Origin of the sequence: Kiloniella spongiae (assembly GCF_001026905.1) — a bacterium.
In the GTDB taxonomy this organism is placed as follows: domain Bacteria; phylum Pseudomonadota; class Alphaproteobacteria; order Kiloniellales; family Kiloniellaceae; genus Kiloniella; species Kiloniella spongiae.
This window is the reverse complement of the sequence record NZ_LAQL01000018.1, coordinates 1-26215: the sequence shown is the minus strand read 5'-3', so window position 1 is coordinate 26215 and position 26215 is coordinate 1. Positions and strand designations below refer to the sequence as shown.

Annotated in this window: 24 protein-coding genes and 1 tRNA gene; 11 read left to right on the top strand and 14 right to left on the bottom strand. The window is 42.4% G+C overall.

The genetic code is table 11. The features are described 5' to 3' along the window. Positions 1-16: 16 nt before the first annotated feature. The 5 genes from WH96_RS18730 to WH96_RS18710 form a co-directional block, all read right to left on the bottom strand. Positions 17-1297: a TolB-like translocation protein gene (locus WH96_RS18730; protein WP_047765822.1), complete on the bottom strand. Its 1281-nt coding sequence runs from the start codon at positions 1295-1297 to the stop codon at positions 17-19. A gap of 74 nt (positions 1298-1371) precedes the next feature. Further along, the gene (locus tag WH96_RS18725) at positions 1372-1752 is read right to left on the bottom strand and encodes a hypothetical protein (protein WP_047765764.1); all 381 of its coding nucleotides are present in this window, start codon (positions 1750-1752) and stop codon (positions 1372-1374) included. A gap of 29 nt (positions 1753-1781) precedes the next feature. After that, on the bottom strand, positions 1782-3287 hold the full coding sequence (locus WH96_RS18720; protein ID WP_047765763.1) for a tripartite tricarboxylate transporter permease: 1506 nt from the start codon (positions 3285-3287) through the stop codon (positions 1782-1784). An 11-nt stretch (positions 3288-3298) separates the two neighbouring features. Continuing rightward, a complete protein-coding gene (locus WH96_RS18715; protein ID WP_047765762.1) occupies positions 3299-3745 on the bottom strand; it encodes a tripartite tricarboxylate transporter TctB family protein in 447 nt (148 codons plus the stop codon). Between the two features lie 23 nt (positions 3746-3768). Continuing rightward, complete coding sequence (locus WH96_RS18710) at positions 3769-4746, bottom strand: Bug family tripartite tricarboxylate transporter substrate binding protein (protein ID WP_053006137.1); 978 nt, start codon at positions 4744-4746, stop codon at positions 3769-3771. A 159-nt stretch (positions 4747-4905) separates the two neighbouring features. Here WH96_RS18710 and WH96_RS18705 point away from each other — a divergent pair, with 159 nt between their 5' ends. The 5 genes from WH96_RS18705 (at position 4906) to WH96_RS18685 (ending at position 11028) form a co-directional block, all read left to right on the top strand. Further along, on the top strand, positions 4906-5589 hold the full coding sequence (locus WH96_RS18705; protein WP_204248250.1) for a GntR family transcriptional regulator: 684 nt from the start codon (positions 4906-4908) through the stop codon (positions 5587-5589). Positions 5590-5715: 126 nt separating this feature from the next. Then, positions 5716-7575, top strand: coding sequence for a type I secretion C-terminal target domain-containing protein (locus WH96_RS22700; protein WP_053006136.1), 1860 nt, complete (start codon positions 5716-5718; stop codon positions 7573-7575). Then, positions 7553-9079 (top strand): sigma-70 family RNA polymerase sigma factor, encoded by a 1527-nt coding sequence (locus WH96_RS18695; protein WP_082130586.1) that lies wholly within the window; start codon positions 7553-7555, stop codon positions 9077-9079. Before WH96_RS22700 ends, WH96_RS18695 begins: the two co-directional genes overlap by 23 nt. Before the next feature lie 148 nt (positions 9080-9227). Next, entirely contained in the window at positions 9228-9686 is a 459-nt protein-coding gene (locus tag WH96_RS18690; protein WP_047765818.1) for a hypothetical protein, read from the top strand. Between the two features lie 256 nt (positions 9687-9942). Beyond that, on the top strand, positions 9943-11028 hold the full coding sequence (locus WH96_RS18685) for a heparan-alpha-glucosaminide N-acetyltransferase domain-containing protein (RefSeq protein ID WP_047765760.1): 1086 nt from the start codon (positions 9943-9945) through the stop codon (positions 11026-11028). Between the two features lie 47 nt (positions 11029-11075). Here WH96_RS18685 and WH96_RS22370 read toward each other — a convergent pair whose 3' ends face one another. After that, positions 11076-11240, bottom strand: coding sequence for a hypothetical protein (locus WH96_RS22370; RefSeq protein ID WP_204248249.1), 165 nt, complete (start codon positions 11238-11240; stop codon positions 11076-11078). Between the two features lie 113 nt (positions 11241-11353). After that, the gene (locus WH96_RS18680; RefSeq protein WP_047765759.1) at positions 11354-12283 is read right to left on the bottom strand and encodes a glutaminase; all 930 of its coding nucleotides are present in this window, start codon (positions 12281-12283) and stop codon (positions 11354-11356) included. 368 nt (positions 12284-12651) lie between these two features. On the opposite strand from WH96_RS18680, the gene WH96_RS18675 reads away from it, so the two are divergent. Next, complete coding sequence (locus WH96_RS18675) at positions 12652-14115, top strand: pyridoxal-phosphate dependent enzyme (protein ID WP_047765758.1); 1464 nt, start codon at positions 12652-12654, stop codon at positions 14113-14115. A 178-nt stretch (positions 14116-14293) separates the two neighbouring features. Here WH96_RS18675 and WH96_RS18670 read toward each other — a convergent pair whose 3' ends face one another. The 3 genes from WH96_RS18670 to dctP form a co-directional block, all read right to left on the bottom strand. After that, on the bottom strand, positions 14294-15607 hold the full coding sequence (locus WH96_RS18670; RefSeq protein ID WP_047765757.1) for a TRAP transporter large permease: 1314 nt from the start codon (positions 15605-15607) through the stop codon (positions 14294-14296). A 2-nt stretch (positions 15608-15609) separates the two neighbouring features. Continuing rightward, a complete protein-coding gene (locus WH96_RS18665) occupies positions 15610-16137 on the bottom strand; it encodes a TRAP transporter small permease (protein WP_047765756.1) in 528 nt (175 codons plus the stop codon). Between the two features lie 79 nt (positions 16138-16216). Beyond that, positions 16217-17224, bottom strand: a complete 1008-nt coding sequence (gene dctP, locus WH96_RS18660) for a TRAP transporter substrate-binding protein DctP (RefSeq protein ID WP_047765755.1) — start codon at positions 17222-17224, stop codon at positions 16217-16219. Positions 17225-17487: 263 nt separating this feature from the next. On the opposite strand from dctP, the gene WH96_RS18655 reads away from it, so the two are divergent. The 4 genes from WH96_RS18655 (at position 17488) to WH96_RS18640 (ending at position 22310) form a co-directional block, all read left to right on the top strand. Further along, a complete protein-coding gene (locus WH96_RS18655) occupies positions 17488-18147 on the top strand; it encodes a GntR family transcriptional regulator (RefSeq protein ID WP_047765754.1) in 660 nt (219 codons plus the stop codon). A gap of 58 nt (positions 18148-18205) precedes the next feature. Next, positions 18206-19768, top strand: a complete 1563-nt coding sequence (locus tag WH96_RS18650; protein ID WP_047765753.1) for a malonate--CoA ligase — start codon at positions 18206-18208, stop codon at positions 19766-19768. Positions 19769-19975: 207 nt separating this feature from the next. Next, positions 19976-21262 carry an MBOAT family O-acyltransferase gene (locus WH96_RS18645; RefSeq protein WP_053006134.1) on the top strand — a complete coding sequence of 429 codons (1287 nt, stop codon included), beginning with the start codon at positions 19976-19978 and terminating at the stop codon, positions 21260-21262. Positions 21263-21272: 10 nt separating this feature from the next. Continuing rightward, on the top strand, positions 21273-22310 hold the full coding sequence (locus WH96_RS18640) for a hypothetical protein (protein ID WP_053006133.1): 1038 nt from the start codon (positions 21273-21275) through the stop codon (positions 22308-22310). 123 nt (positions 22311-22433) lie between these two features. Here WH96_RS18640 and WH96_RS18635 read toward each other — a convergent pair whose 3' ends face one another. After that, entirely contained in the window at positions 22434-22640 is a 207-nt protein-coding gene (locus WH96_RS18635) for a tautomerase family protein (protein WP_047765751.1), read from the bottom strand. 162 nt (positions 22641-22802) lie between these two features. Further along, a complete protein-coding gene (locus WH96_RS18630) occupies positions 22803-23807 on the bottom strand; it encodes a glycosyl hydrolase family 18 protein (protein WP_047765750.1) in 1005 nt (334 codons plus the stop codon). A gap of 156 nt (positions 23808-23963) precedes the next feature. Here WH96_RS18630 and WH96_RS18625 point away from each other — a divergent pair, with 156 nt between their 5' ends. Continuing rightward, positions 23964-24872, top strand: coding sequence for a DMT family transporter (locus tag WH96_RS18625; RefSeq protein WP_047765749.1), 909 nt, complete (start codon positions 23964-23966; stop codon positions 24870-24872). 22 nt (positions 24873-24894) lie between these two features. Here the strand turns inward: WH96_RS18625 and WH96_RS18620 are convergent, their stop codons facing one another. Continuing rightward, entirely contained in the window at positions 24895-25497 is a 603-nt protein-coding gene (locus tag WH96_RS18620; RefSeq protein WP_082130585.1) for a paraquat-inducible protein A, read from the bottom strand. A 395-nt stretch (positions 25498-25892) separates the two neighbouring features. Beyond that, positions 25893-25983 (bottom strand) — tRNA-Ser (locus WH96_RS18615). Positions 25984-26215 lie beyond the last annotated feature (232 nt).

Genomic DNA, 26215 nt, shown 5'->3' with positions numbered 1-26215 from the left:
GTCACCCCCTCATTACCTAGCTATTCACCAACTCTGATACATCTATGACATAACGTTGACGAGAACCTTCATGAACAGAATCTATGCAAACCTTTTGGCAATCAGGGCTCCATCTTGGGTGTAGATCACAACGATTATGTTTCCCAAGATCTACCGGAGTATAAAAACTACCAATGTTATAACGTTGATTATTATCAACATCATATAAGATTAAATAACGCTCATTAGTTACATCGTCAGGGTATGTATCTGATAACAACCAACGGCCATCTTTTGAAAATGTCATATGGCCATTTTCTGTCAGATGTTCTTTGCCCAGGACCTTAACTTGATTGGTTTTATCATCATAAAGGTGATAATGAATTTTCCCCTTATGCGGCCCCCATACAATTACAGTATCGTCATCTTTCCAAACAGGATGGGAAATTTGGTATTCCGATTTTTCATAATCAAACGTTCCGATAGCATCGGGATCAAAATCTTTCGCCAATTGTGGAATTGGATGGTCTGTACATTCCAATAACCGCAGATCGCTACCATCTTCATTAATCGTAAATAAGCGATGTAAAAAACAAAACTCATCTTCAACACGCTCTGTCCAGCGATGAATAAATAAGAAGCGAGAAGAATTTGGACAAACTTCCAAATGAGTGACCCAGTGAATTGCCTTATCCATGGAAGACACATGATTGAAATTAAATAGGTCTTTTAAGCTCAGGATCTGCTTATAGTTGCCTGTTTCAATATCCATACGCCAGATACCATCATTATCTGGCGCCAAAGGTAATTCAGGTTCCTGATGTGTAGCACTATAACCAATAGTACGATGTGTTTTTTGAAAACGTGAATAATCAACTGATAAAGCGTACTCGCTATTTGGAGCGACAACATAAATAGGTAAAGGTAGTTTTTTCTCTATACCTGTTTCAACGTCATAAATGGTAGAGCAGAAATTGGGATAAACAGTACCTTCGCCGTCTTCGCTGCGTGTATTATAGATAATATGGCGACCTTTCTTACCCTCTAACCATTGCAGCTGACAACCCATTTGCCAATTCCATGTCGTAGTCGAACCAATAGGGAAATATTTATCACTATCTTCCAGGTCGAAATACCCAACCTTCGCTATCTCCTTGCCTGTTAAATCCTGTGTCATCATCTGTACTTGGTTTGATAAAAAATACCTTCCAGTACGGTCCCAAACATTTTTATTATAATACCCAAAGAAATGATGTAACTCACCCTCTCCCACACGGCGAATGGGGCAAAAATGTTGAATGGCACTAACGTCGGTCATGAATAATCTTTCACTTTTCTCAAGGCAAAAATATACACCTGCCAAGTTCTCTGACAGGTGCATATTCAAATGGATTATTGGAAGCTTACAACCTCTTGGACCAAAGGCGTAAAATCAGGATCTGCAGCGATCAAGGTATAGTCACCAGCAGCAACTAATTTCTTTTTCACAAAACGACCGTAAGACCACATCGTGACCCAATTGCCCTCACCGTCAGCTTTCGGCGTAGGATCTACGGCATAAGTGATATCGCTTTCTACACCATCTATTGTTCTAAAAACCAATGTCACATCGGAATTTGGCACAAAACCACTACCAGATAATTCAACCATTCCTTTTTCATCAAGCGCCAATGGTCCTTTTAGATTGATTTCAGGATTTGGCATTGATGTGGTTCCACAAGCACTAACCAACAAAGTACAAGCAAGAACACAAGCTGTGAAAAGTGATTTCATAATCTTCCTCTCTGTCAATAAAGACGTTATTAATCATCAAGAATTTTAGATTTTTTGCGATGCTGTACGATGCCTTGATATAAGGCATAGAAACAAAACAACAGAATTACAAAAGAGATAGGCCGCGTTACCAATTGAGTGGCAAAAGCAAAGATATCACCATGAACCAGTGCTAGTGATCTGGCTAACTCGCCTTCTGCCAAAGTCCCCAGTACAAGACCAAGCACAAGGGGCGCTCTGGGCACGTTAAATAGCTGAAAGATAAACCCTATGGCGCCAACAAAGAGCATAATCATAATATCTTCTAACGAGTTGCGAATAGAGTAAGCCCCCACAACCGCCAGAGTCATAATTGTCGGAGCCAGGATTGATCGCGGGACTTGAATGATACGCACGCAATATTTCGCAATAAATAATCCGATAGGTACAAACAAAAGATTGGCAACAAACAAACTAAGAATAAAACCATAGGTAATTTCTGCGTTCAGTGTGAAAAGCTCGGCACCTGGGCGTAAACCATGAATCATGATCCCTCCCAATAAAACCGCTGTCACAGGATTTCCAGGTATTCCAAGTGTGAGCAACGGAATTAACGTTCCTCCAGTTACTGCATTATTAGCCGTTTCACATGCGATAACACCTTCAGGAGAACCATTGCCAAACTCTTTTGACTTCTTGGATATACGCTTTGCAGCATCATAAGACAAAAAGCCCCCTACACTACACCCCACACCAGGTATAATCCCAACAACTATCCCAATTAGACTAGAGCGGAGAAGGTTTATTTTGTGGCTTAAAACTTCTGGTAAAAATGTGAACGGATTGGAAGCATCAGTGTCTATAAGCGGGCGTTCAGTCTGGTTACGCTTAGCAATCATATCAATTACTTCTGGAATTGAATAAAGACCGATTAACGATACAACTAATGGAATTCCGTCATATAGAGAAGGTAAACCCCAAGTATATCGCATTTCACCCGTCAAAGGATGATTGCCTATAGTACTTAACATCAATCCAATTGCACCTGCGATTAGCCCCTTTTCCATCGCACCTGCGGATAAGGATGCAATAACTGTAATACCAAAAACAGCAAGCAAGAAATATTCGGGAGAACCGAACATTAGAGAAAATTCTGCTAATGGCGGAGCGATAAAGAGAAGAGCAACAACACTAATTAACCCACCAATACAAGAACCGAAAGTTGCCAAAGAAATTGCACGCGTGGACTGCCCTCTCTTTGACATAGGGTGCCCATCTAACAACGTGGCAACCGCAGCTGAAGTACCAGGAATATTCAATAGAATTGCGCTTATGGAACCACTATAAGTAGAAGAAAGGTAAATACCGCCCAGCATAGCCAAGCCGACTTGTGGCGGCATTGAAAATGTTACCGGGATAAGCAAAGCAACACCCATCGTACTACTTAATCCCGGTAAAACCCCAATCATCACTCCGCCGAGCACACCTGCGGCAATAGCAACCAACATTGTAACGTCTGAAAGTGCAGATAAACCAAGCAAAATATTATCAAACATAACTTTCGTCCTTATTCCAAAAAGAGACTTTCAGGACGACTTACCGCCAAGAATTCAAAGAAAATACCGTAAAGGAGTGCCGTCACGCCAAGGCTAACACCAGAGATAATCAATAAATTTCGATACCCGAGATAGAAGACAAACCCGGCAATAAAAATAATTGTTGAAAGTTCAAAATTGATAATTTGTATGCCAAATGTATAAAGCGCGATGCCTGCAAAAACACTAAGACCGGCTATAATCTGGTCCTTCGCCCCTTCAACCATACTACCTTCACCTGCATTTGAAGATGATTGAAGGCGGATTAAAAGGAGCAACGCGATCGTAGCAATGAATGCCGAAAGGAGACGTGGAAAATATGACGACTCATAAGAATACTGAAAAGCCACAATTCCACTGGTGATAGCAAAGACTATCATCAATAAAGAAAAAAATTTATCCATAACGTCTTGACGCATCACATACTCCCTTCAGATTTTCTCTATTTTAGTAACGAAATATAGCTCTCAACAGACTCAGCAGCCGTTTTGAGATAAGCATCAAAATCCCTGGCATTCATATAATGTAACGGTAAACCCATTTTATCTGCATGCGCTATAAATTCAGGATCTTTCATTACTTTTGCGAAGGCATCTTCTATGATTTTCTTACGATCAGGATCCATACCTTTAGGAACCGCAACACCGCGCATCGAGGCACCTATCGACGGCACTTCTACACCAGATGCCTCTTTAATCGTTGGTACGTCAGGAAGATATTTATACCGTTTATCGGCAAAAACAGCTAAGGCCCGTAACCGACCATTCTGTATATGGCTTGTGGCAGAACTGGCTGATGGAACAGAAGCAACAACCTGATCACCTAGCGTCGCCGTAATTGCAGGTCCAGAGCCGTTGAATGGAACAAAATTCACGTCGGCCCCCAGTTTATCCTCAGCAACAACAACTTGTAATTGATTGTTAGATTGAGGCCCATCACCGCCAACATTAACATTACCAGGGTTCTTTTTTACTGCGTTGATAAACTCTTCGAATGTTTGATAAGGACTATCAGCTTTAACCGTCAGTACAACAGGGTCGAGTTGAATATTTGCGATAGCCTCATAATCAGACATTTCATACGGCACATTATCACGCAACATTTTTACCATAAAAATCGACGGAATATTAATAAATCCGATTTTGTAACCGTCATTCTTAGCGTTTGCTAATGCCGTAAAGCCAATTTGACCACCTGCGCCAGGCTTGTTTTGGATAATAAGCCTTTGCCCCAAGTGAGGTTGAACATATTTAGCAATCACGCGTGCTGCTGTATCAGTCCCACCGCCAGGCGAATAAGCCACAATCATTGCCAAAGGCTTTTTCGGAAAATCAGCCGCTTTTGATTCAAAAGACGGGAGTATTGTTGATACGGTCGCCAAAGCTAAGACTAAGGCGACAACTTTGATTCTACCATTCATTGGAAAGAAACCTCCTGCTAAATTTTACAATCCTTTTCTAAGGACGTTTAATTATGTACTTAATTGTATACATTTAAATACATTAAAGTCAACATATTGCAAAACGAGTTCATTTATCGTAACTTCTATTTTTGAAAACAATAAGTTAACGTAGCTATTATGAGCGATAAAAATAACAAAATTGAAGAGAACAAAAATGCTCAACCTTCACTAGGTGAGTATGTGTACCAAGAAGTACTTCAGGCCATTCGCGATGGACAGTACCATCCCGGGGAACGTATCCGAGAATCAGAATTTACAAAGTCTTTGAATGTTAGCCGAACACCTGTTCGTGAGGCTTTTCGTAGATTACAATCCGAAGGACGCTTGACGTTTGAACCTCAAAGGGGCGCTATCGTTGCTGAATTAAACCCGCAAGAAGTTGCCGAATTATACGCTTTGCGCCAACAATTAGAAGGCATCGCAGCACGGTTTGCCGCTCAACATGCTTCAGATATGGAAATAGCAAATATGGAATACATCTTGGCAAAAGGACGCGAAGCAAAGGATCCCAGAGATTTAAACCAAATCAATTGGGAACTTCATCACGCTATCTATAATGCAGCTCATAATCGATTTTTAATTAAAGCTTTTGAAGCAATTTCTGATTCTATGGCTCTACTTCGTGGAGTGAAATACCTTCCCTCAGATAGACCAAATCCACTTTATCAAGAACATCATCGTATAATTGAAGAGATTAAAAATCGTAACCCCGAAGCGGCAGAAAAAGCAGCCCAGCAACATATAAAACGTGCTTTTCAAATTCATTTAGAAACATCTTTCCAAGACAGGACCAATAAATAAAAAAGCTCAATTCTCCCCCCATAGAAAATAATACAAAAAAAATGGAATAAAAAAAAATCCGGGCTGTAGTCCTAGTAACTTTCGAATTTGTTTGCTTGTCAGACAAAGAATTTACGGGAAAAAGCTATGACGATACGCCTTGAAAAAAAATCTGTTGCTGCTCAGGAAACAAACACCCTTTCGCAAGAGCTTGATGCAAGTTTAAATCACCTGATCAAGCCTGACACCCTTACCAGCGATATGATGCCTTCTGAGGCTTCTGTTAGCGCGGATGATACCTTGGTGGAATTCGCCAGTGCATTGGGTAATCCCGATTATTTTGCCGAGATAATTGCTGCCCTTTCGGAAGAAGAGAAAGAAGAGCTTGCCAAGATATTGGATCAGGCCCCCATCGAGACGGCAGCGGGGGATGCCGTAGCACTCGTTGGGGGCGGAGGCAGTCAATACAGTGATGACTTGGGAAACGCAATCGACCTGTTAAACCGACAGGGCGTTATTGACCCAACAGAGTTAGAGTTTGGTCTGATTGCAAACCAGCCTAATACAACGGATCAAGGGAATACAGGCAACCTAGATACTCCAGCTATCCCGTTTTTAAATCTGTCACTTAATCTGTTGCCCTACTCTATTCGTGATCAGGGAACCTATGGTAATAAACCAATCACTTTGAGAGGTGGTGACGGAAACGATATTCTTGTGGATAGCGGTATTATAATTGGTGATGGCGCCAATAATGTTTACGAAATTGCCTTTACCCACAACCTTTCCCCGACAGAAATTATTTTGTTACAGGGGTTTCCCATCGGAACCGTCCTTAATCAGGGAACCATGATTTCTGGTAGTAATGGAACCGCCTGGGAAGTAACGACACCTTTTTCTTCCATTATTTTTTCCGCTGATAACTCCTGGACTACGGGTTACTATAATATTCAGGCGACAAGTGGCGGGTTGTCATCGTCTGTGACAATCACGCACCAAACTTCGACATCCTTCGGCGATGACCAAATTACGGGCGGGTCAACCAATGACACAATCTTCGGCGACGACCTTTTCCCAATAAATGTTGTCACGGGAAATGACATTATAAATGGTGCAGGTGGCGATGATATAATTTATGGAGACACAAGCTATTTTAACAGTTCTGTTGCAGGGAACGACGTGATTTCCGGTGGAACAGGAGATGATTTAATTTTCGGTGATGCCGGTACGATTTACTCATCGATACTCGGTAACGATAGAATTTCAGGTGGCAACGGGAACGACAGAATATATGGCGACGGCAGCGTTGTTTCTGATACAAATGGTGGAAATGATATATTAGATGGTGGCGACGGTGATGACACCATCTACGGCGACGGACAAACCCTGCTTAGTTTTTCAAGCAATCTCGCCCTATCAGGGGGTGATGATGTGATCAATGGCGGGGCCGGTAACGATCTAATCTATGGAGATTCCCAGACTCAATCTGCTTATATTCAGGGTTTCGGGTTTAACTTTGCCAAAGGGGGAAACGACATTATTGATGGTGGCGATGGCGACGACATCATTTATGGAGATAGCCGTTTTTATTCAATGAGTAGCGGTTATGGCGTCGGCGGCGACGATATCATTACCGGTGGTCGTGGCAATGACACGATGTACGGCGTTGATGGCAATGATCGATTTGTGTTCCGTCAGGTGGATATAGCCACCAATGGTCCATCTGAAACAGATACCATCAAAGATTTCAGGCTAGATGATGTCATTGATCTCGGTGATTTGCTTAATACTGCACAAACAGTATCCAATCTAGATCAATATCTGGATTTTAGGCAGGGAACGAATGGCGTTAACATTGATATTGATAGCAATCAAGATGGTACGACTGATCATACAATCTTTTTGGAGAACATGTCGCTATCTTACCTGAGTAGTAATACGGGCACCTCTGATACCGACATCCTGACCAACATGTTGAACCAGAATGCACTTGATACTCTGGCTTAGGCAGGTATGGTGCAACAATCATTTTACTATCAAAAAATGTTATTTAATCTGTGTAATCGCAGGTCCCATGCAGATAGAATTAGACACAACAATTATTACAAGGCCCAAGCAATTGAATTTTGAGCAAAAACTAGAATCTTCTATGCCAAAGCTTAAACGCTATGCCCGGTATTTAACAAAAGACGATGATCTTGCTTCGGACCTGTTTCAGGAAACTTATGGCCGCGCCCATACCAAAAAGCATCTTTATGACGATGCTTATGAAATGGAACAGTGGTTGTTTCCTATTATGAAGAACCTCTGGATCAACCAAATCAAGCGGCGACAAAAGGAGCTGCAATCCCAAACAGAGATCGAAAATGATAATCTCCAGAACAACATCTGTTTCGCCAAGGAAATCGAACACCGGTCTCTCCTTAACCGTGTGCAGGATGTTCTAAAGAACCTGCCGCAAAAGGATCAGGAAGTTCTGGAACAAATCGTTTCCTTTGGCCATAGCTATGAAGAAGCAGCCAGAAGCCTTTCCGTCCCTATTGGTACCGTGATGAGTCGCTTGTCACGTGCGAGAAAACGCCTGAAAGAGAAACTACAGCTTGGGGAAGAGTTTATCTTTATGTTCATCCCTCCTGTATTTTACAATTCTGATGACACAGATAATTTATCAGATGCTCTTTTTGCAAATTCCAACCTCCAGAAAGACAAAACGCAAGAAAGCACAAATTCGGACCAAAGCTCTTCTGTCATCACATCAAATTCAAAACGAGATGAGCGACAAAACAGAGCTGATCTGTTATCTCTCTATTATAAAAACCGTCAGAAGAGTACACAAAACGATACCTATGACTATCAGCTGCATGCTGCTTTTGTCATTTTAGGGGTAGAAGGCCTATTCGACACGTTCCCGACCCTTCGAAATCACGAAGATCTGGCTTTAACTGAAACAAGGCCGCTTGGCCAACTCGAAGAAGACAGGGATGAACGGCTTTCTGAACTTCGAGATGAACACCTTTCTATTGCTCTAAACAACAACCTGCCGCATTTGGAAGAAGTAAGTGAACTCAACCTTCTGGACGAGGAGCTTAACGATCCGCTGGCCTCTCTGATCATAACAGGCCGACCAGAAGAAACAGCCTTAGAGCAAGAAGAAACAAATAGTCACAGTGAACGACAATACCATCAAAATATTGACACCATTCTTGAACTATTGAGCACACAAGGGGTCTTGGACCCCACTGATTTATTAAGCATCGCACCTCTATCGATAGGGAAAGAAGAACAGATAGATGAGACCTCTGTATCAGATGAGGTCACAACGTCAGTTATACCTTTGAGCGATTTAATAGGTGCAGGGTTCTCCACTACTCCATTAGATCCTGAAACGGGAACTAGCGTAAGTACTGATGGTTTTGTAGTTGTCACTCATACTGGCGGAGGCACTATTTTGGAAACCGTTTTAGGCTCAGACCCTATCTTAGGTGGAGACCCAACACTTCCAATTATATAACCCCGCTTTAGTATAAACAGCCCCACCCCCCGGTTTAGGAAAGTTCTTTCATCACAAAGTCACGCGATCTTTTGTGAACAGGATTGCTTTGTTTAAAATTAAAATTTTTCACCACAATCTCTTTATTCTATCAACAATGGAAACCACAATGAAAACAATCTCTTCCCTCGCCTTCGGTGCACTTGTAACACTAAGTCAACCCTCGTTAGCAGAACCATCCATCAATAACATGCAAGGATGTCAGGCTCTAATCGACTTTATTGATGCCAAGCTTGAACAGGCATCCTATGGCTCATCCGATATTGCCAAAGTTCGGGATGGTCTGGATGTTTATAACAGTTATATACAAAATGAAATCATTACGCCCGGTCTATTAAAATTCAGCAATGGCGACCAAGGAAAAGCATCCAAACTTCAAGAGCAAGTGGATGTTTACAAACATACGGTCGTAAATGCTTATAATCAAAAGTATCCACAAAACCGTATCTTCATGGATCATGTCGTTGCCCTGAATAACTGCACGCAGCAGGCAATTCCACAAGGCGCGGATTTACAAACTTTAAAAAGTTCAATGGAAACGATGATTACTCTGGCCCAGTCTGGCTAATCAACCAAATATCTAACATTTGCAGAACAAAAGCAGCCATTTCAAATGGTTGCTTTTGTGTGTTATATGGGCAGTCACTCTCTCTTAAAAAATGTAAGCCTTTATCAATTATACCCGAGGTATTGTTCTTTCCTGTTGGTTGTCAGTAATCTGTCAGCTTGGTTCGCGTATGACACCTATCTAATACCTATCAAATTGTTCTGTGAAACAGATCAACATCGGGATACTGCTTAAAGTCATTACACAGGAAAGATTAATGCCAACGTCTGCACGTCTGGATGGATTAGATTTCGCTCGTTTTATTGCCTTTGTTGGCATGGTACTGGTCAACTTCACGGTCGCGATGGGGGCGGAAGGGCAAGGGTCTTTTCTGGCGACAACTTTTGTCGGCACGTTGGAAGGGCGTGCTGCGGCGACATTTGTTGTATTGGCGGGTATTGGCCTTGGCTTGGCAGCAAACAAAGCCGCAAATAAGCACGACTTTAATGATCACCTGATTTGGCTCACCAGTAAACGTGCTTTATTTCTGCTTGCTCTTGGCCTTTTGAACAGTCTCATCTTTGACGCCGACATTTTGCATTACTACGCACTCTATTTCTTTTTTGGTGTCTTTTTTATCCGTATGAGTTCCGCGGGACTGATCTTTTCTATTGTCGCCCTGCTCGTGGGATTTGTGATTATGTTACTCACGCTGGACTACGATGTGGGTTGGGATTGGAAAACCTATACTTACAAGAATTTCTGGACCTTGGAAGGCTTTGTTTGCAACCTGTTTTTTAATGGTTGGCACCCCGTTGTGCCCTGGCTGGCCTTCTTCCTGTTCGGCATTCTTCTCAGCCGTTTGTCCCTGAACCAGATCCAGACACAGCTACAGCTATTTATTTTTGGCCTCATCGCGTTGCTGACTGTCGAGGGATTATCACTTTTAACCCTCGCACTGCTTGCCGGTGCAGAACAGGATTTACTCGATATCGCAACAACAGAGCCTCTGCCGCCGATGCCCTATTATATGATCGCCGGGATGGCGAGCGCCTGTATGGTACTTGCCTTTAGCTTATGGGTCAGTTCAAAAGCCATTGGCTTGTCGAAAACAGCGGGGCTCAGGCTCTGTAATAATATAGGTCGCCAGACACTGACCCTTTACGTTGCCCATATACTATTGGGCATGGGAACATTAGAGGCTTTAGGACTTCTTGACGGACAGAATGCATCTGGAACCACAGATGATGCAATTATTGCTTCTGGGGTTTTTCTGATCGCTACGACTCTTTATATCTGGGCATATTCCAAGTTCTTCACACGTGGCCCTATCGAAAACCTGATGCGTCTCATCACTAGATAATGACGTTGGTAAAGCAAAGATTTCAGGACGATAAATCATCTCAGAACCTATAGCGCATAAAAGGCGATTGTGCCTGTAACAACACCCCAAACACACATATTGATAAAAGACCGAAGAATACCGCCGTCTTCTTCAAGGCTAATCCCCAGCTTCTGAACCACAACATTTCCAGGGAACAGAAACGCAACTTCAAGCCAATGTAGAAAAGTCATCTGATTTCCTTTTTAACATTCATTTAAAATATATCTTTATAGATGAAGCTAACGAAGTCAACTTAAAAGACCCAAAACTCTAATGGGACCATTGGACGCAGTAGAGGACGGATTTAAAAAATAGAAAGATCAGTTTTGGTGGTAAATAGCTCTAACGCTTTTCCGCCAACGAAGGAGTTACCATATCGATCCAGTTCCGGGGACCATACGGCAACAGAAAATGCCTTTGGCAACACCGCAACAATGCCCCCACCAACACCGCTTTTTGCGGGTAACCCAACGGTATAGGCAAACGACCCCACTGCATCATAAAGACCGCAAGTTAACAGCAATGCGTTAATCCGTTTAGCATCCCGGCTTGTCATGACCTGTTCATCGGCAATCGGTGAATACCCCCCACAAACCAGTGGCATGGCCGCACGGGCAAGATCCAAACAAGATGTGGTCAAAGCACACTGTCTGAAATACACATCAAACAGGTCCGCAATCGGGGTATGGATATTTCCAAAACTGCACATCAGGTTCGCCAAGGCAGCATTGCGATAACCACATTCCTTTTCAGAGATCGCAACCTCTTCATCGGGGCGATTTTCTTCATTGCCCGAGAGCATCCGGTAATAATCAACAATTCGACGAGATGCATCTGCTGAACGGCCCGCAAGAATATCGGTTACAACAATAGCCCCTGCATTGATAAAGGGATTACGGGGAATTCCCTGCTCATATTCCAGCTGGACCAATGAATTAAAAGCTGTTCCGGATGGTTCCCGCCCAACGCGCGGCCAAATATCTTCGTCCCCTAAACCCAAAACCTGCATGAGGGTAAAAAGCTTTGAGATCGATTGAATGGAAAAATCTTCTTTGGCATCCCCAACAACAAATTCTTGTCCATCAACAGTTCGCACAGCCATGCCAAATTTATCACCAGGAACCTTAGCCAACGCAGGTATATAATCAGCCTGTTTGCTCTTGCCAAAAAAGGGGAACACTTCTTCTTTGATCTCTTCGAGAATTCCAGAAAAATCAATGGTATCAAGAGTCATTTAATTAGCCAGAAACAGAAACAAGTTCGATGTTGCACTATAACAAGCAGGGCGAACAGAACCGTGAATGTCCAAATCAATAAAGAAGATAGACTTCATTGCAACCCATTTATTCAGGTTTTAGCACCTCCAAAAGACCATCACCCCAGAAACTAGGGATGCCATTAATGTTAGGTAATACTCCTGACCTCTAGTATCAAAACCATAATTAATAAGATAATAGCCAATGAAAAACTAAATTCAATTCATATCAATAAAAACAAGATTAAATTAATCACATTATTCTTGATACAAAATAATGAACGTATTCAAAGACAACAAAATCCAAGCACCTATAAGTCAATTTGTATCAATCAAGGATTTTCCATATGAGTATTCACCAGCAAGTTCCCGAACAAATCGTCCAGTATCTCAAAGAGCGCGGCGTACGTTTACCCAAGTTTTCTGAACTGGCTGAGCCTTGGACAATCTCAAAGGATATCCTTGATCAATTGCGTTCTGTTGATCGTCACTCAGCCAACCCACTGAACCTCTTTCGGGTCAACTGGTATAATAACAATGATACCGGACAATTTAATGCCACCCCGGATTATATCGAAATTCCAAAATCCTTTAGCGGTGTAAATGCCCGTATCATTGTCATGCTGGGGGATCAGTTCCCAATGATCAGCGCTCACAAGGTCCTTCCCGCTTATACATGCCTGGTGCCTCGCTTATTACAAGGCACGTTTGACCCGACACACCACCGGGCGATTTGGCCGTCTACAGGAAATTACTGTCGCGGTGGCGTAGCCATTTCCCGCATTCTTGGCTGTCGAAGTGTCGCTGTGCTTCCAGAAGGTATGAGCAAGGAACGTTTTGACTGGCTGGAAGAATGGGTCACCGAACCGAGCGATATTATCCGGACCTATGGTAGCGAAAGCAACGTCAAAGAAATCTATGATGAATGTGCCAAACAATCAAAAGATGCCCAGAATGTTATTATCAACCAATTTGCTGAATTCGGTAACTATCTCGGCCACTATTACTGCACAGGACGGGCAGCATCACACCTGTTCCAGACACTGAGCGATGAACACGAGAACACAAAACTAAGTGCCTTTGTCTCTGCAACAGGGTCCGCGGGAACAATTGGTGCAGGCGATTATCTGAAAGAGCACCATGGATCAGATATCGTCGCCGTTGAAGCAACCGAATGTCCGACCATGTTGCATAACGGTTTTGGAGAGCACAACATACAAGGAATTGGCGACAAGCATATTCCCTATATCCATAACGTTATGAATACTGACTGCATTGTTGGTATTTCAGATCAATCAAGTGATGGTGTGTATCTGCTTCTTAATTCCGATGCCGGTCGAAATTATCTGAAATCCCGTCAGGGCCTTAGCGAACAAGAGCTAAATGATCTGTCCAAATTAGGTCTTTCTGGTGTTGCCAACGTGCTCGCAGCTTGTCGTTACGCAAGGCATCACAACCTTGAAGGAGATGACATTGTGGTCACTGTCGCAACAGACAGTGCCGAACTGTACAAAAGTCAAATCGATCAAACCATTGATGAAAAATACCACGGTACTTTTGAAGCCGTTGATGCCGCCGAAATATGTGGTGAACACCTACGCGCCATAAACAACAGCGAATTGTTAGAGCTCAATCGTGCCGAACGAAATCGTATTTTCAATCTCGGTTATTACACATGGGTTGAACAACAAGATGTAGATTTTGAAGAATTCGAAAGTCGTCGTTCTCAGAGCTTCTGGCGTTCCCTGCATGCCAATATTGAAGTTTGGGATCAGTTAATCGACGACCTTAATAAGCGTACCGCGGTTTAAAAAATATTAGATTATCCCCCTGTGCAAACTTGATGTGGCGATGAGGTATTCCTAATCGCCACTTTTTTTGCATACATATCACAGCTCAAATATTTAGGGATTTCAAAATAAAAAATCGGCTGACCCAAACCGATCAGCCGATTTTTATCACCAACTCATTAAATCGCGATTTCCGCTGCTATCCTCCACCCATCAGGTAATTGGGCAGCCATGTTGCAATCTCGGGGAAGACACAAAGAATGGCGATGGCCAGAACCATACAGAGCATAAAGGGAAGAGCGCCTTTCAAGATGGTGGGGAGCGATACATCCGGAACAATACCGTTGATCACATAAAGATTAAGGCCCACAGGCGGTGTAATAAGGCCAATTTCCATATTGATGGTAAAGACAACCGCGAACCAATAGGGATCAAAGCCTGCCTGAATAATAATTGGCAAAAGAATTGGCGCGGTCATCAAGATCACTGCAACAGGTGGCAGGAAAAACCCGGCAACCAGTAAAAACAGATTGATAATAATCAGTAGCTGCCATTTTCCAATGTCAAGACTGGCGATGTACTCTGCTACTGACTGAGTAACAAAAAGTGATGAAAGTGTATAGCTGAACAATGCCGAGGCCCCGATAATCATCAGGATCATCACAGACTCTTTCATGGAATCAGACAAGATAGCCCAGATCTTTCGCGGTTGCCACATACCATAAATGACAACAACCAATACCAAACAGAAAAGAGCCCCTACACCAGCGGCTTCTGACGGGGTCGCAACACCACCGTAGAGCACATAAAGCACCCCGACAATAATGACAAGGAAAGGGAAAACACGGGGCAAAACCTCAAACTTTTCACGCCAGCTATACCCGCCAATCTGCGTTTTAAAACTATAACCATTTCGCCATGCCGTGTAGAGCGACCAGCACATAAACAAAACGGTTAGAAGTAATCCCGGTAACAACCCAGCCAGAAAAAGGCGACCAATAGATGTCTCTGTCGCGATACCATAAACAATCATGGTAATAGACGGCGGAATAAGGATACCCAGGGTTCCCCCCGCCGCGATTGAACCTGTCGCCAAGCCATCGGGATACCCACGTTTACGCATTTCAGGGATACCCATTTTCCCGATTGCAGCGCAAGTAGCGGGCGATGAGCCACTCAAGGCCGCGAAAATCGAACAGGCCCCAATGTTAGAGATGATCAACCCACCCGGCACACGATTGAGCCAACGATCAAGTGCAGCGTACAAATCTTTCCCCGCCGGTGACGAAGCAACTGCAGCCCCCATAACAATAAACATGGGAATTGAGACCAATGCAAACTCGGCCAGACCGGAAAAGAAAGTTTCAGCTACGACATCCAGAGAATCAAAACCTTCGAAAGCAAAGAGGAAGACAACAGCGATCAACCCAAGACCAAAGGCGACAGGAATTCCAGAAGAAAGAACGACAATAGTCGCAATGGCAACCAGCAGGCCGATATAAAGTGGATCCATTGCTATTCCCCCTCAAATGAACTGTGACTGTTCATTGCAAAGGGCATATCCCGCCCACTCAATAACGCCAGAATATCTGCAAGATACTGCAGGGATAACAAGCCAACACCAAGAGGAAGAGACAGATAGGGTATCCACAAAGGCAGTTCCCAAATCGTATCGGTTACCCATCCGCCATTCAATGCCTCGGCAAAGAGCTCGTAACCTTTCCAAGCCAATAACAGCGTAAAAGCCAAGCCGCACACACTGGCGATAAAGGCCAGAACTCTACGTGAAGACAGATTTAAATAATGCGGTAATAAATCGACATTGACGTGTCCCTTGATTAACAAGACATAGGGACTGCCGATTAATGTCGCCGCCACCAACGCATAGGTAACATAGTCGGTTTGCCATACCGTAGATGCCTGTAGAAAATAACGCAGAACAACCATTTGGCAGACCACGACAATTGCCGAGGCAATAAGAATGGAAGCAAATACACCACACACACGAGAGAGTTGGCGCACGAGATCAATAAACAAATTCATACTGAACTGACCAGACGAAAAAACAAATCAACGCAAAGAAGATGCCCCACAGCTATACTGTGAGGCATGCATAGAGAACTTACTCAACAGCAAGAGCTTTGTTGATCAACTCTTCTCCGCCATTCACTTTTTCTGCAAAGGCCTTGTAAGACGTTTCCTTGGCAATTGCGAGCCATGCAGCTGCATCATCGTTGCTCATTGTGACAACTTCAACCCCAGCGCCTTTGTAGGCATCAACCAGCTTGGTATCGAGCCCTTTGGCGGCATCAATAAAGAAATCTTCAGATTTTTTACCCGCAGCCATCAAAGCATCCTGCTGTTCCTTATTAAGCTTGTTCCAGCTTTTCTTTGACATAAGGAGTGGTTCATACATAAACCACAGTGCATTATCGCCGGGGGCAGTCAGGCATTTGACCTGTTCATAGATACGATAGGAAACAAAGCTTCCGGAGCTGGTATTAGCCGCATCAAGCACACCGGTTTGCATCGCAGAATAAATTTCAGAACTCGGCATCGACGCAATAGACGCCCCTGCCCCAACCAGCATTTGCTCAAAAGATTTACCGGCCGCGCGGGTGACTTGCCCCTTCATGGTATCAGGTCCGAGAATACATTGTTTTTTGGACGCAAAACCACCTGCAAGCCAGGCATCTGCTAGGACAACAACACCTGCATCATCAATGATCTTCTTAATGTCAGCCATAAAGGCTGACTTATTCAACCGTGTCGCATGATCGTGATTTTTAACCAACCCCGGCATATTTGTAGCGTTAAATTCCGGGTGACGTCCCGCAGCGTAAGCCAGTGGAAAAGCAGAAATATCGAGCTGCCCCTTTACCATCGCTCCCCATTGTTCTTTGGGCTTGAACAGTGCTTTGCCCGGATAAACCTTGATATCCAGACCAACATTGGCTGCATTGACTTCACGCGCAATAATTTGAACCATTTCATCGCGCACATCCCCTTTGCCACCGGGCCACTGATGCGAAGCTTTCAAGCTTTTCGCCATTGCTGTTTCAGCAAGTAACCCACCTGTCAGCACAAAGCTGCCCAGCGCCAAGCCCAGCGCCTTTTTTGAAATTTTCATTGGTCGTCTCCCTGTTTAGGTCAATTAATCCCCAAAACAGAGAACATGACCCGTTGTTTTTATAGAATTCCAACTTCAATTTTTAAACACAATAAGCCAGCTTTAAAATACAAGTCAACAATTCTTGTATACAATATTTATATTTAAATATACAAAATAACCTGTATTATAGTTTCCATTCCTTTTACTTTTGAGAGATAAAGTTTGTTTAAAGGCAATAGAGCAAAAACAATAAAATATCAGGAGTCCTGCGCGTGGCGAATATGTCGTCAAATGACTTGAGAAGACAGCTTGAGCATGAAATTGTCCTTGGAGAAATTGTACCAGGCACACGATTGGACGAAGTTGCGTTAACGGAACGATTTGGAGTCTCCAGAACCCCTGTACGGGAAGCGCTGCAACAACTCAGTATGATGCAACTGGTCGAAATTCGCCCCAGACGCGGTGCTTTTGTCAAAAAAATGAGTCTCAAAGAACTCGTGGACATGTTTGAAGTTATGGCGGAATTGGAAGGCACTTGTGGCAAATTGGCTGCTGATCGTATGATCGACGAAGAGCGCGATAAACTTAAAGAACTACATCTGATTACAGAGCCCCTTGTCAAGAACAAGGACTACGATGGCTATTACCGGGCAAATGTTGCTTTTCATGAAGCAATATACAAAGGAAGCCATAATGACTTCCTAAGTGATCAAACAAAAAGCCTGCGAAATCGGCTAACCCCATATCGACGTCTTCAGCTACGCCAAAGCAACCGTCTCAATAACTCATTTCAGGAACACGCTGAAATTACCGAAGCCATTACAAGCGGCAACAAAGAAATGGCGGAACAGCTTTTGGGTACACACGTTACTGTCCAACGAGGATCTTTTAATGATTTTCTTGCTAGCCTGCCTATGGATTTGATCGATCAATCTGCTTAATTCGACACACTGATTAAGATAACCAAATTAAAACGTATTTTCTTCGACGAGCTTATTTATGTCTAAAAATCTCTATGCCCTTTTCCAGTCGCGTTTCCCTGATGACATGTCATCAGATTTTATTAAATCACCCGATGGGAATAACCTAAGTTACGGCGAACTGGATCGACAAACCGCTCAAATGGCCGGGGCTCTATCCTCTCTGGGCGTTGTCGCTGGTGAGCGTGTGGCTGTTCAGGTTGAGAAGACAATAGAAGCCGTTATTCTCTATTTGGCCTGTTTACGGATCGGTGCTATTTATCTGCCATTGAACACAGCCTATACCGCTGATGAGCTTGATTACTTCATGGGGAACGCACAGCCGCATGTCATGGTTTGCACGCCTGAAAAATACAAACAGCTTAAAGCCGTCACGAAGCAAAATTCAGTTCCTCATCTTCTTACCTTGAGCAACCAGAAAACGGGCAGCCTGATCGATCAGTTTGAACAGGCATTGCCCCATAATGAAATCAAGGATGTTTCCGGTGATGACATCGCTGCAATACTCTACACATCGGGAACCACAGGACGATCAAAAGGAGCCATGCTCACCCACGACAACCTAGCCAGTAATGCAACGGTTTTACACAAATATTGGGGATGGGCTCCAGATGACATCCTATTACATGCTTTGCCGATTTTCCACGTCCATGGTCTTTTCGTGGCGATCCACTGTGTTCTGATGAATGGGTCTGGGATGTGGTTTTTGCCAAGATTTGATGCGAAGGAGATGATTAATCTCATCCCCAAGAGTACCGTTATGATGGGAGTACCAACCTTTTACACCCGTTTACTGGATCAACCGGATTTCAATGATGTTACATGCCAGAACATAAGGTTATTTATCTCAGGATCAGCCCCGCTTTTGGAAGATACTTTTATGCAATTTTCAAAACGTACCGGCATGACCATTCTGGAACGATACGGCATGACAGAAGCGGGCATGATTACCTCTAATCCCCTAGATGGTGACCGCATTGCTGGAACCGTTGGCTATCCACTTCCGGGTATTGAAGCACGATTATCAAAAAACACGACAATCGAAGATACCCCAGATCCAAATATAACAGATGATGATACCATAGACGGAGATATAGGTATTCTCGAAATCAAAGGCCCAAACGTTTTTAAAGGCTATTGGAAAATGCCCGAGAAAACCGCAGAAGAGTTCACCGAAGATGGCTATTTTATAACAGGCGACATCGCAACGATTTCCGCAGATAATCGTGTTGCTATTGTCGGCCGCGCCAAAGATCTAATCATCAGTGGCGGATACAACGTCTATCCGAAAGAGATAGAACAAGCTATTGATACTATTGATGGTGTCAAGGAATCAGCAGTTATTGGTGTCCAGCATCCAGACTTCGGTGAAGCCGTTGTTGCCGTTATTATCGGTGATAATACACGCGATTTACACGAAGATTATATTCTTGATCATTTAAAAGTTCAGCTAGCACGGTTTAAACAGCCAAAATCGACTTTCTTTATCGATGAATTGCCTAGAAATACAATGGGAAAAGTTCAGAAAAATCTCTTGAGACAGAGTTATGCGAATTTATACTCAAATGTTCTTTCCAATTAAGATGTAAATCTCTAAAAACAATACATGAAAGTGTGCTTTACTAAAATCCGTGTTTTTATAATAACTCAAATACTTATACTCAAATTTGAATAATTTCCGTACATAAAACCAATGCTTTTTAACTCCCAAATATTTTTGTTAATTTTTTTGCCTTTGACTTTATTGGGGTATTATTACACATCAAAGCTCTCAGAAGTTAGAGAATGGTTGTTAATTCTAGCTTCTGTCGTATTTTATGGATATTGGGACTTCAGATTAATCCCTCTGTTAATAACTTCAATTCTCATTAATTGGCTTTTATCCAGGACCCTCAAATCATCACAAAAAAAATTGACTGTTATTATTGGTATAATAGTTAATCTAGGTATCATCGGGGTTTTTAAATATGCAGATTTTTTTGCAGAGTCCTTCGCTTGGTTTCAGGGGGAAACACACCAATCCTTAAACATTATTCTCCCTCTAGGGATTAGCTTTTTTACATTTCAACAAATCTCATATCTAATTGACCGGTATAAAGAAAAAGCCCCACTTTATAGTTTTCGGGAATATTTTTTATACGTATGTTTTTTTCCGCAATTAATTGCAGGTCCAATTGTCCGACATAACGAGTTCATTCACCAACTCAAGCTTTCCCCTATTCGTGAAGGCCTTTATGAACGGCTATCTCGAGGATCAACATTACTGACTATTGGTTTGATTAAAAAAGTTTTCTTTGCAGATACAGCAGCAAAAATCGCAAATCCATTATTTCAATCAGCAGAAATCACCCAATTACCCTTTATCGACGTATGGCTCGCGACTGCTGCTTTTACGGTGCAAATTTATTTTGATTTCTCTGGTTACTCAGACATGGCGATTGGTATGGCGTTAATGTTTGGATTTACGTTACCGATAAACTTCAACGCTCCCTATCGCGCGGTTTCAATTCAAGATTTTTGGCGGAGATGGCATATCACTCTTTCACATTTCCTTCGTGATTATCTTTATATACCAATGGGTGGAAGCCGTTCCGGGATCTCTCGTCAAATGATTGCTCTCATTATCACAATGTTCCTGGGTGGTTTATGGCATGGAGCTGGTTGGACTTTCGTTGTCTGGGGATTAATGCATGGTTTCGCATTAGGGTTGTGTACTATCTGGCAAACCACAAATATCCAATTTCCCAAAACCATTAGCTGGATATTCACTTTACTCTTTGTCATGATCGCCTGGATACTGTTTCGTGCCCCAGATTTTAATGTTGCAATCGGTATGCTTCAAAGCCTGATTGAAGTGCATCAATTCGGTGTAGTAACAGGTAATTATGGCGCCTCTCCTCTTCTTCTTGTTTTAGCGGCTGGGACCGCCCTTATCGGCCCAACAAGTCAAAAAATAGCTTTAAAATTGAATTACAACACTCCCTTCATCGCTGCGCCAATAGCACTAGCCCTGGTATTAATTATAATAGAAGTCGGATCACAGACACATCCTGACTTTATTTATTTTCAGTTTTAAAGGCGAGGTTATGATCTGGAAATCCTATTGGACAGTCTTAAGCAAAACCTCTGTTATTGTAATGGCTTTCATTTTACTCATGATAGCCATCATCGATCCTTATGATAATTTACCATTTTCACCTGATCTTAAACGAACAGCAATGGCAAGTAATCAGCGTTTTTCTTATCCAGCGATCGCCCGAAAAGATCGATTTGATAGCGCTGTTTTTGGCACATCAACAACCCGCCTGCTTAATCCCGAAAACCTAAATGAATATATAGGTGGGAATTTTGCCAATCTATCTATGAACAGTGCAACTTCCTATGAACAATCTCGCTTGTTTGACGTATATATAAAAGCACATTCAACCCCAAAAAACATAATCATTGGCCTGGACATTACATGGTGTAACGCCGATAAAGCGGCTGATAAATATACATTCCGCGCCTTTCCCGAATGGATGTACGACGACAATCCATGGAATGATATTTCGCATATGCTCAACTTTAAAACATTAGAAACTTTAGGCAAACAAGCTGGATATTTAATCGGGATTAAAGACGCAAAATACCAGCCAACTGGATATGCAAATTTTCTTCCCTCAATTGAAGAGTATGATTTAGGCAAAGCCCGTATGAATATTTACGGCTCAAAAACACCTAAAGAAAAAAACCTTCCAAGCGAAATAGCCCGATACAATGCTGACAATTTTAGCTATCCAAGCCACGACTATCTGAAAAGTATGCTAGACCAAACTCCTGCCGAGACAAAGAAAATCCTAATGTTCGTTCCGTACCATAGCTATATACAAGCCTCACCAGGCTCATTATCTGCTGCTCAATGGAAAGAATGTAAAAAGCGTATAACAGCAATCAGTGCAGCCAATAAAAACTCCTTCCTGATTGACTTTATGATTCCATCTATAATAACAAACAAAGATGAGAATTATTGGGACCCGCTACACTACACAGAAGAACTTTCAGTAGATATAATCAAATCTCTTGCAAGCGGTCTGGAAAATAAACCTGCACCACATAATACATATCAGATTTTAGAACCATATTAATGCGGGTCTCATTAGAGATTCTCAGAAAATATAGCCAAAAACATTCAATATAAAAAACGGCCCCAATACTTTTAAAAACATTCTGTGCCGTTTTGTTATTTATTCCAATGCTTATTTTGACCGCTAGGAGGAATGAAGTTTCCGATACTCATCGGTCTGCAAACCACCCGTGCCCCAATTTTCAAGCGCAATTTCATCAATAACAACATAGGTTGTGTTCGGATCTTTGCCCAACACATCTTGCAAAAGATCTGAGACGCCCTTAATCAACTGAGCTTTTTGTTCTTTGGTGACGCCTTCATCAGTAACTTTTATATTCACGTAGGGCATTATAGAAATCCAGTAAATTATTAGAAAAACATGATAACTTCCGTATCATGTTAAGTTCTTGATATTAAAATTGAACACTTTAGATATAATTTACCTGCCGCTTCCTACAATGATACGCTGCTGAAATACTGACAAAATATACTCTTTAAATTACACATTAATTCATCTGAACAGTGCTTTACCAATCTCACTATTCCAATCCCGATGATCTTCTGTATGTGTTGAAAATTGCCACCCAGCAATACCACCAAAAGCATCACCATATTGTGCATTCAGGGGATTAATAATGTGTTTGATTATATCTTGCGGCGAGATATGTCCGCTGAAGGCATCTGCCTTATACACCGGCTTGCCAATAACAATTTTCTCACTTGGCCAGGCCAGAACTCCGCCCTTGGAGGTTAACCCTCTATATGAAGTGCTATAAGCATCTTTTTTAAATCCTACGACCTTTGTATCCACAGGGCCATCCTGCCCGGGATTATTGTAATACTGTATCGTAATCCAATCGATTTGTTCTCTCAACGATCTTAACACACCCAGATAGGGACCACCGTGCCATTCGGGATTTAAATAAGGCGATTGCGGCGCATGGCTGATCAAAAACGTGGGGCTTGGGAGTTCCCGTCTTAGAGCGTTTGTCAACTTGACCAAAAAGCTTTTGCCATCAGCAACACCGGCTTTACGTACTTTGTGAAGCATATCACTGGCTTCAAAATCTATATCTACGCCGTCAAGGTTTTTTGCGCGAATAAAAGTAGCAATCTCAATGGCCAGTTCTTTTTCTCGCCCGACAAACTTCGCATAATCTTTTGATGTCGCAAGACCACCGCCAAAAGAAACAAGTACCTTAACACCTCTCGTCCTTATCGTTTTAATTGTATTCCACTGATCAGCCATCTTTTTAGGAGGGTTCAAAACAATTGTATTATCCGCATTAATATCAGCCCCAAGGAAAGACAAAATGACATGGGTATAATCAGCCTCGGTAACATCGACTAAAGCAGAAGCATCACTGTTATAATAAATAATAAACCGCGGCTTAGAATAGGTAGAATCTGGCCATAACAACAAGCAGACAAGCGCAATAACACTCAAAGAGTTTTTTGAAACTGTTCTCGCCAACCCCCAAATTATGATATGAAAGATGCTTTGGTTAATGGTCAATAATTTACCCCGTGCTAAAAGCTAGATAAGAAACGCGTTTCTATGATCCACAGGCATTAACTATACCCAAAAACATAAAAGCAAGAAACAGATAGTTTAGGTTAAAACATTGCTCTAGATCATTATTGAACCAGTATAGACCAAAAGGAAATTTACATGAATACATCGATCAAGACCTCTATGGGGATCAGCGAATGGATTATGTTAATTATCCTATCCATTTTATGGGGCGGGTCTTTTTTCTTTGTCGGCGTGGCAGTATCCGAACTCCCACCTTTTACGATTGTAACCATTCGCGTTGGGTTTGCTGCTGTCGCGTTATGGGCGGTGATTTTTTCCCTCAAAATGTCCTTGCCAACGACAATCAAGGCATGGAAAGCACTATTGATTATGGGCCTGTTGAATAATGTCATCCCCTTTACCCTGATCGTGTGGGGGCAAATATACATTCCCTCTGGCCTCGCATCGATCTTAAATGCAACCACGCCCCTATTCGGTGTTATTGTTGCTGCATTATTTTTACCAGACGAAAAGGCCACGGCCTTAAAAGTAGTGGGGGTTATCGTCGGTTTCTTCGGGGTGGTTCTCATGTTTGGTTTGCCTGATGACAACCAAAATTTCCTGGCACAGCTCGCTATTCTGGGCGCAACACTGACCTATGCATTTGCTGGCGTTTTTGGTCGCAGATTTAAAGCAATGGCAATAAACCCTATCGTAACCGCAGCAGGGCAAGTCACAGGGGCGACAGTGCTGCTCGTCCCCATTACTTATATGATCGAAGGGGTGCCGTCTTTACAAACCGTCTCAAATGAAACATGGATGTCTTTAATTGCACTTGCCCTTCTTTCAACAGCAGTTGCCTATATTCTCTATTTCAAAATTCTGGAAAGGGCTGGTGCGACAAACCTGTTGCTCGTGACATTACTCGTCCCCGTTTCAGCAATTTTACTCGGCGCATTGTTTTTAAATGAGAAACTGGATATTTCTCACTTCATCGGCATGGCCTTTATTGCCATCGGACTATCCGCAATTGACGGGAGGCTTTGGAAAAAATTTCGAAAGTAAACTCAATCGAAATGGGCGTTAGCTAACTTTCTGACGTTACTTTATCAATAGAACGTTTGAGAAGAATAACAGCAACCATAGAACAAATGACAGAGGCCCCAAAATAGTACATTCCCGGTTGTGATGTTGCATTTGCCATACCAGATGATTTGGCGGAAATAACAATCATGCCGACAATAAAAACATCAAGCATGCTCCACTTTCCCAAAAGATCAATAAGCTTCACAGCCCGTCGAACTGATTTATGGTCAACAGAACGCGCCCGCCAGATATAGTTCGCAACCAGGATCTTAAGTGTTGGGAAAATCACAGAAAATAATAAAATGATAACAGCGATAAGATATTCACCACTATCGGCAAGCTGACCTATCGCACCGGAAATAGATATAAGATCTTCAAAAAGAAAAAACTTCTCGACCCTGAGAATTGGGATGGTTAAGCCAGCAAACAACGTGCCCAACGCGACGAGTAATAAAACAGGCATTAGTCGAGCAATCCCGGATGAGTGGTTAGCAAGAGAGTTTTTCGCCCGCTTAAACGTAAATAGCAAATGCCACCAACGAAGGATCTCATGATCTGAAGACCAGAACCTTTGTGCTTGCTTCAGAAACTCTAAATTTTTCATAGAGACTCTTGGAAAGTCAGCTTTATCATCAAACTATGATCTCTTGATCAATAGAAACACCGCCCTATGATAGAGTTTTTAGTAACTAGCGATCACGAGAATATCTTTGTGATGATTGTTGACTGCGACGTCTAATACGCACTGGTACAACCGCCCGTGCAGGCTCGGATGAAAATTGAAAGGCCCGGAGAACAAAAAGGATCAAAGCAGATAACATAAACAAATCTATTCCTAAGTTTTTAATTATCTTACTATTTAAGCTTTTCTACCCGCTCAATCAACTTCTTTCAAAAAAAGTAATTAATTCACGAATGAGATAAAAACTGTAAAAACCACAGAATTGAGTGGAACAGACCAGATACAATAAAAGCGCCTTAAAAGCGCTTGTAAGAAAATGGCGGAGAGTGAGGGATTCGAACCCTCGATACGCGATTAACGTATACTCCCTTAGCAGGGGAGCGCCTTCAGCCACTCGGCCAACTCTCCACAATGAGTGAATAGCCGAATTACTAAGGTCTTACATCAAATCTGTAAAGTGAAAAAATACATAAAAATGTACTTTCTATGAAAGCACACAGAAACAGGGCCATTGAAATGTAATAAAACTATGCTTTCACTATTTTTATTCAAACATTTCGATTCTAAATTCAGCTACTTAGTAGATCAATTATCAATCCACTAAATTGCTAGGGTGTGAACCCAATTCAAGATCTTGCTG

Bases quoted from the DNA above. Each gene is read 5' to 3' on its own strand.
- WH96_RS18680 (WP_047765759.1), bottom strand. From the start codon at position 12,283: ATGACTCTTGATACCATTGATTTTTCTGGAATTCTCGAAGAGATCAAA.
- WH96_RS18715 (WP_047765762.1), bottom strand. From the start codon at position 3,745: ATGCGTCAAGACGTTATGGATAAATTTTTTTCTTTATTGATGATAGTC.
- WH96_RS18620 (WP_082130585.1), bottom strand. From the start codon at position 25,497: ATGAAAAATTTAGAGTTTCTGAAGCAAGCACAAAGGTTCTGGTCTTCA.
- WH96_RS18710 (WP_053006137.1), bottom strand. From the start codon at position 4,746: ATGAATGGTAGAATCAAAGTTGTCGCCTTAGTCTTAGCTTTGGCGACC.
- WH96_RS18625 (WP_047765749.1), top strand. From the start codon at position 23,964: ATGAATACATCGATCAAGACCTCTATGGGGATCAGCGAATGGATTATG.
- WH96_RS22700 (WP_053006136.1), top strand. From the start codon at position 5,716: ATGACGATACGCCTTGAAAAAAAATCTGTTGCTGCTCAGGAAACAAAC.
- WH96_RS18720 (WP_047765763.1), bottom strand. From the start codon at position 3,287: ATGTTTGATAATATTTTGCTTGGTTTATCTGCACTTTCAGACGTTACA.
- WH96_RS22370 (WP_204248249.1), bottom strand. From the start codon at position 11,240: ATGACTTTTCTACATTGGCTTGAAGTTGCGTTTCTGTTCCCTGGAAAT.
- WH96_RS18705 (WP_204248250.1), top strand. From the start codon at position 4,906: ATGAGCGATAAAAATAACAAAATTGAAGAGAACAAAAATGCTCAACCT.
- WH96_RS18730 (WP_047765822.1), bottom strand. From the start codon at position 1,297: ATGACCGACGTTAGTGCCATTCAACATTTTTGCCCCATTCGCCGTGTG.
- WH96_RS18695 (WP_082130586.1), top strand. From the start codon at position 7,553: ATGCACTTGATACTCTGGCTTAGGCAGGTATGGTGCAACAATCATTTT.
- WH96_RS18670 (WP_047765757.1), bottom strand. From the start codon at position 15,607: ATGGATCCACTTTATATCGGCCTGCTGGTTGCCATTGCGACTATTGTC.
- WH96_RS18635 (WP_047765751.1), bottom strand. From the start codon at position 22,640: ATGCCCTACGTGAATATAAAAGTTACTGATGAAGGCGTCACCAAAGAA.
- WH96_RS18725 (WP_047765764.1), bottom strand. From the start codon at position 1,752: ATGAAATCACTTTTCACAGCTTGTGTTCTTGCTTGTACTTTGTTGGTT.
- WH96_RS18685 (WP_047765760.1), top strand. From the start codon at position 9,943: ATGCCAACGTCTGCACGTCTGGATGGATTAGATTTCGCTCGTTTTATT.
- WH96_RS18640 (WP_053006133.1), top strand. From the start codon at position 21,273: ATGATCTGGAAATCCTATTGGACAGTCTTAAGCAAAACCTCTGTTATT.
- WH96_RS18675 (WP_047765758.1), top strand. From the start codon at position 12,652: ATGAGTATTCACCAGCAAGTTCCCGAACAAATCGTCCAGTATCTCAAA.
- dctP (WP_047765755.1), bottom strand. From the start codon at position 17,224: ATGAAAATTTCAAAAAAGGCGCTGGGCTTGGCGCTGGGCAGCTTTGTG.
- WH96_RS18690 (WP_047765818.1), top strand. From the start codon at position 9,228: ATGAAAACAATCTCTTCCCTCGCCTTCGGTGCACTTGTAACACTAAGT.
- WH96_RS18650 (WP_047765753.1), top strand. From the start codon at position 18,206: ATGTCTAAAAATCTCTATGCCCTTTTCCAGTCGCGTTTCCCTGATGAC.
- WH96_RS18665 (WP_047765756.1), bottom strand. From the start codon at position 16,137: ATGAATTTGTTTATTGATCTCGTGCGCCAACTCTCTCGTGTGTGTGGT.
- WH96_RS18655 (WP_047765754.1), top strand. From the start codon at position 17,488: ATGTCGTCAAATGACTTGAGAAGACAGCTTGAGCATGAAATTGTCCTT.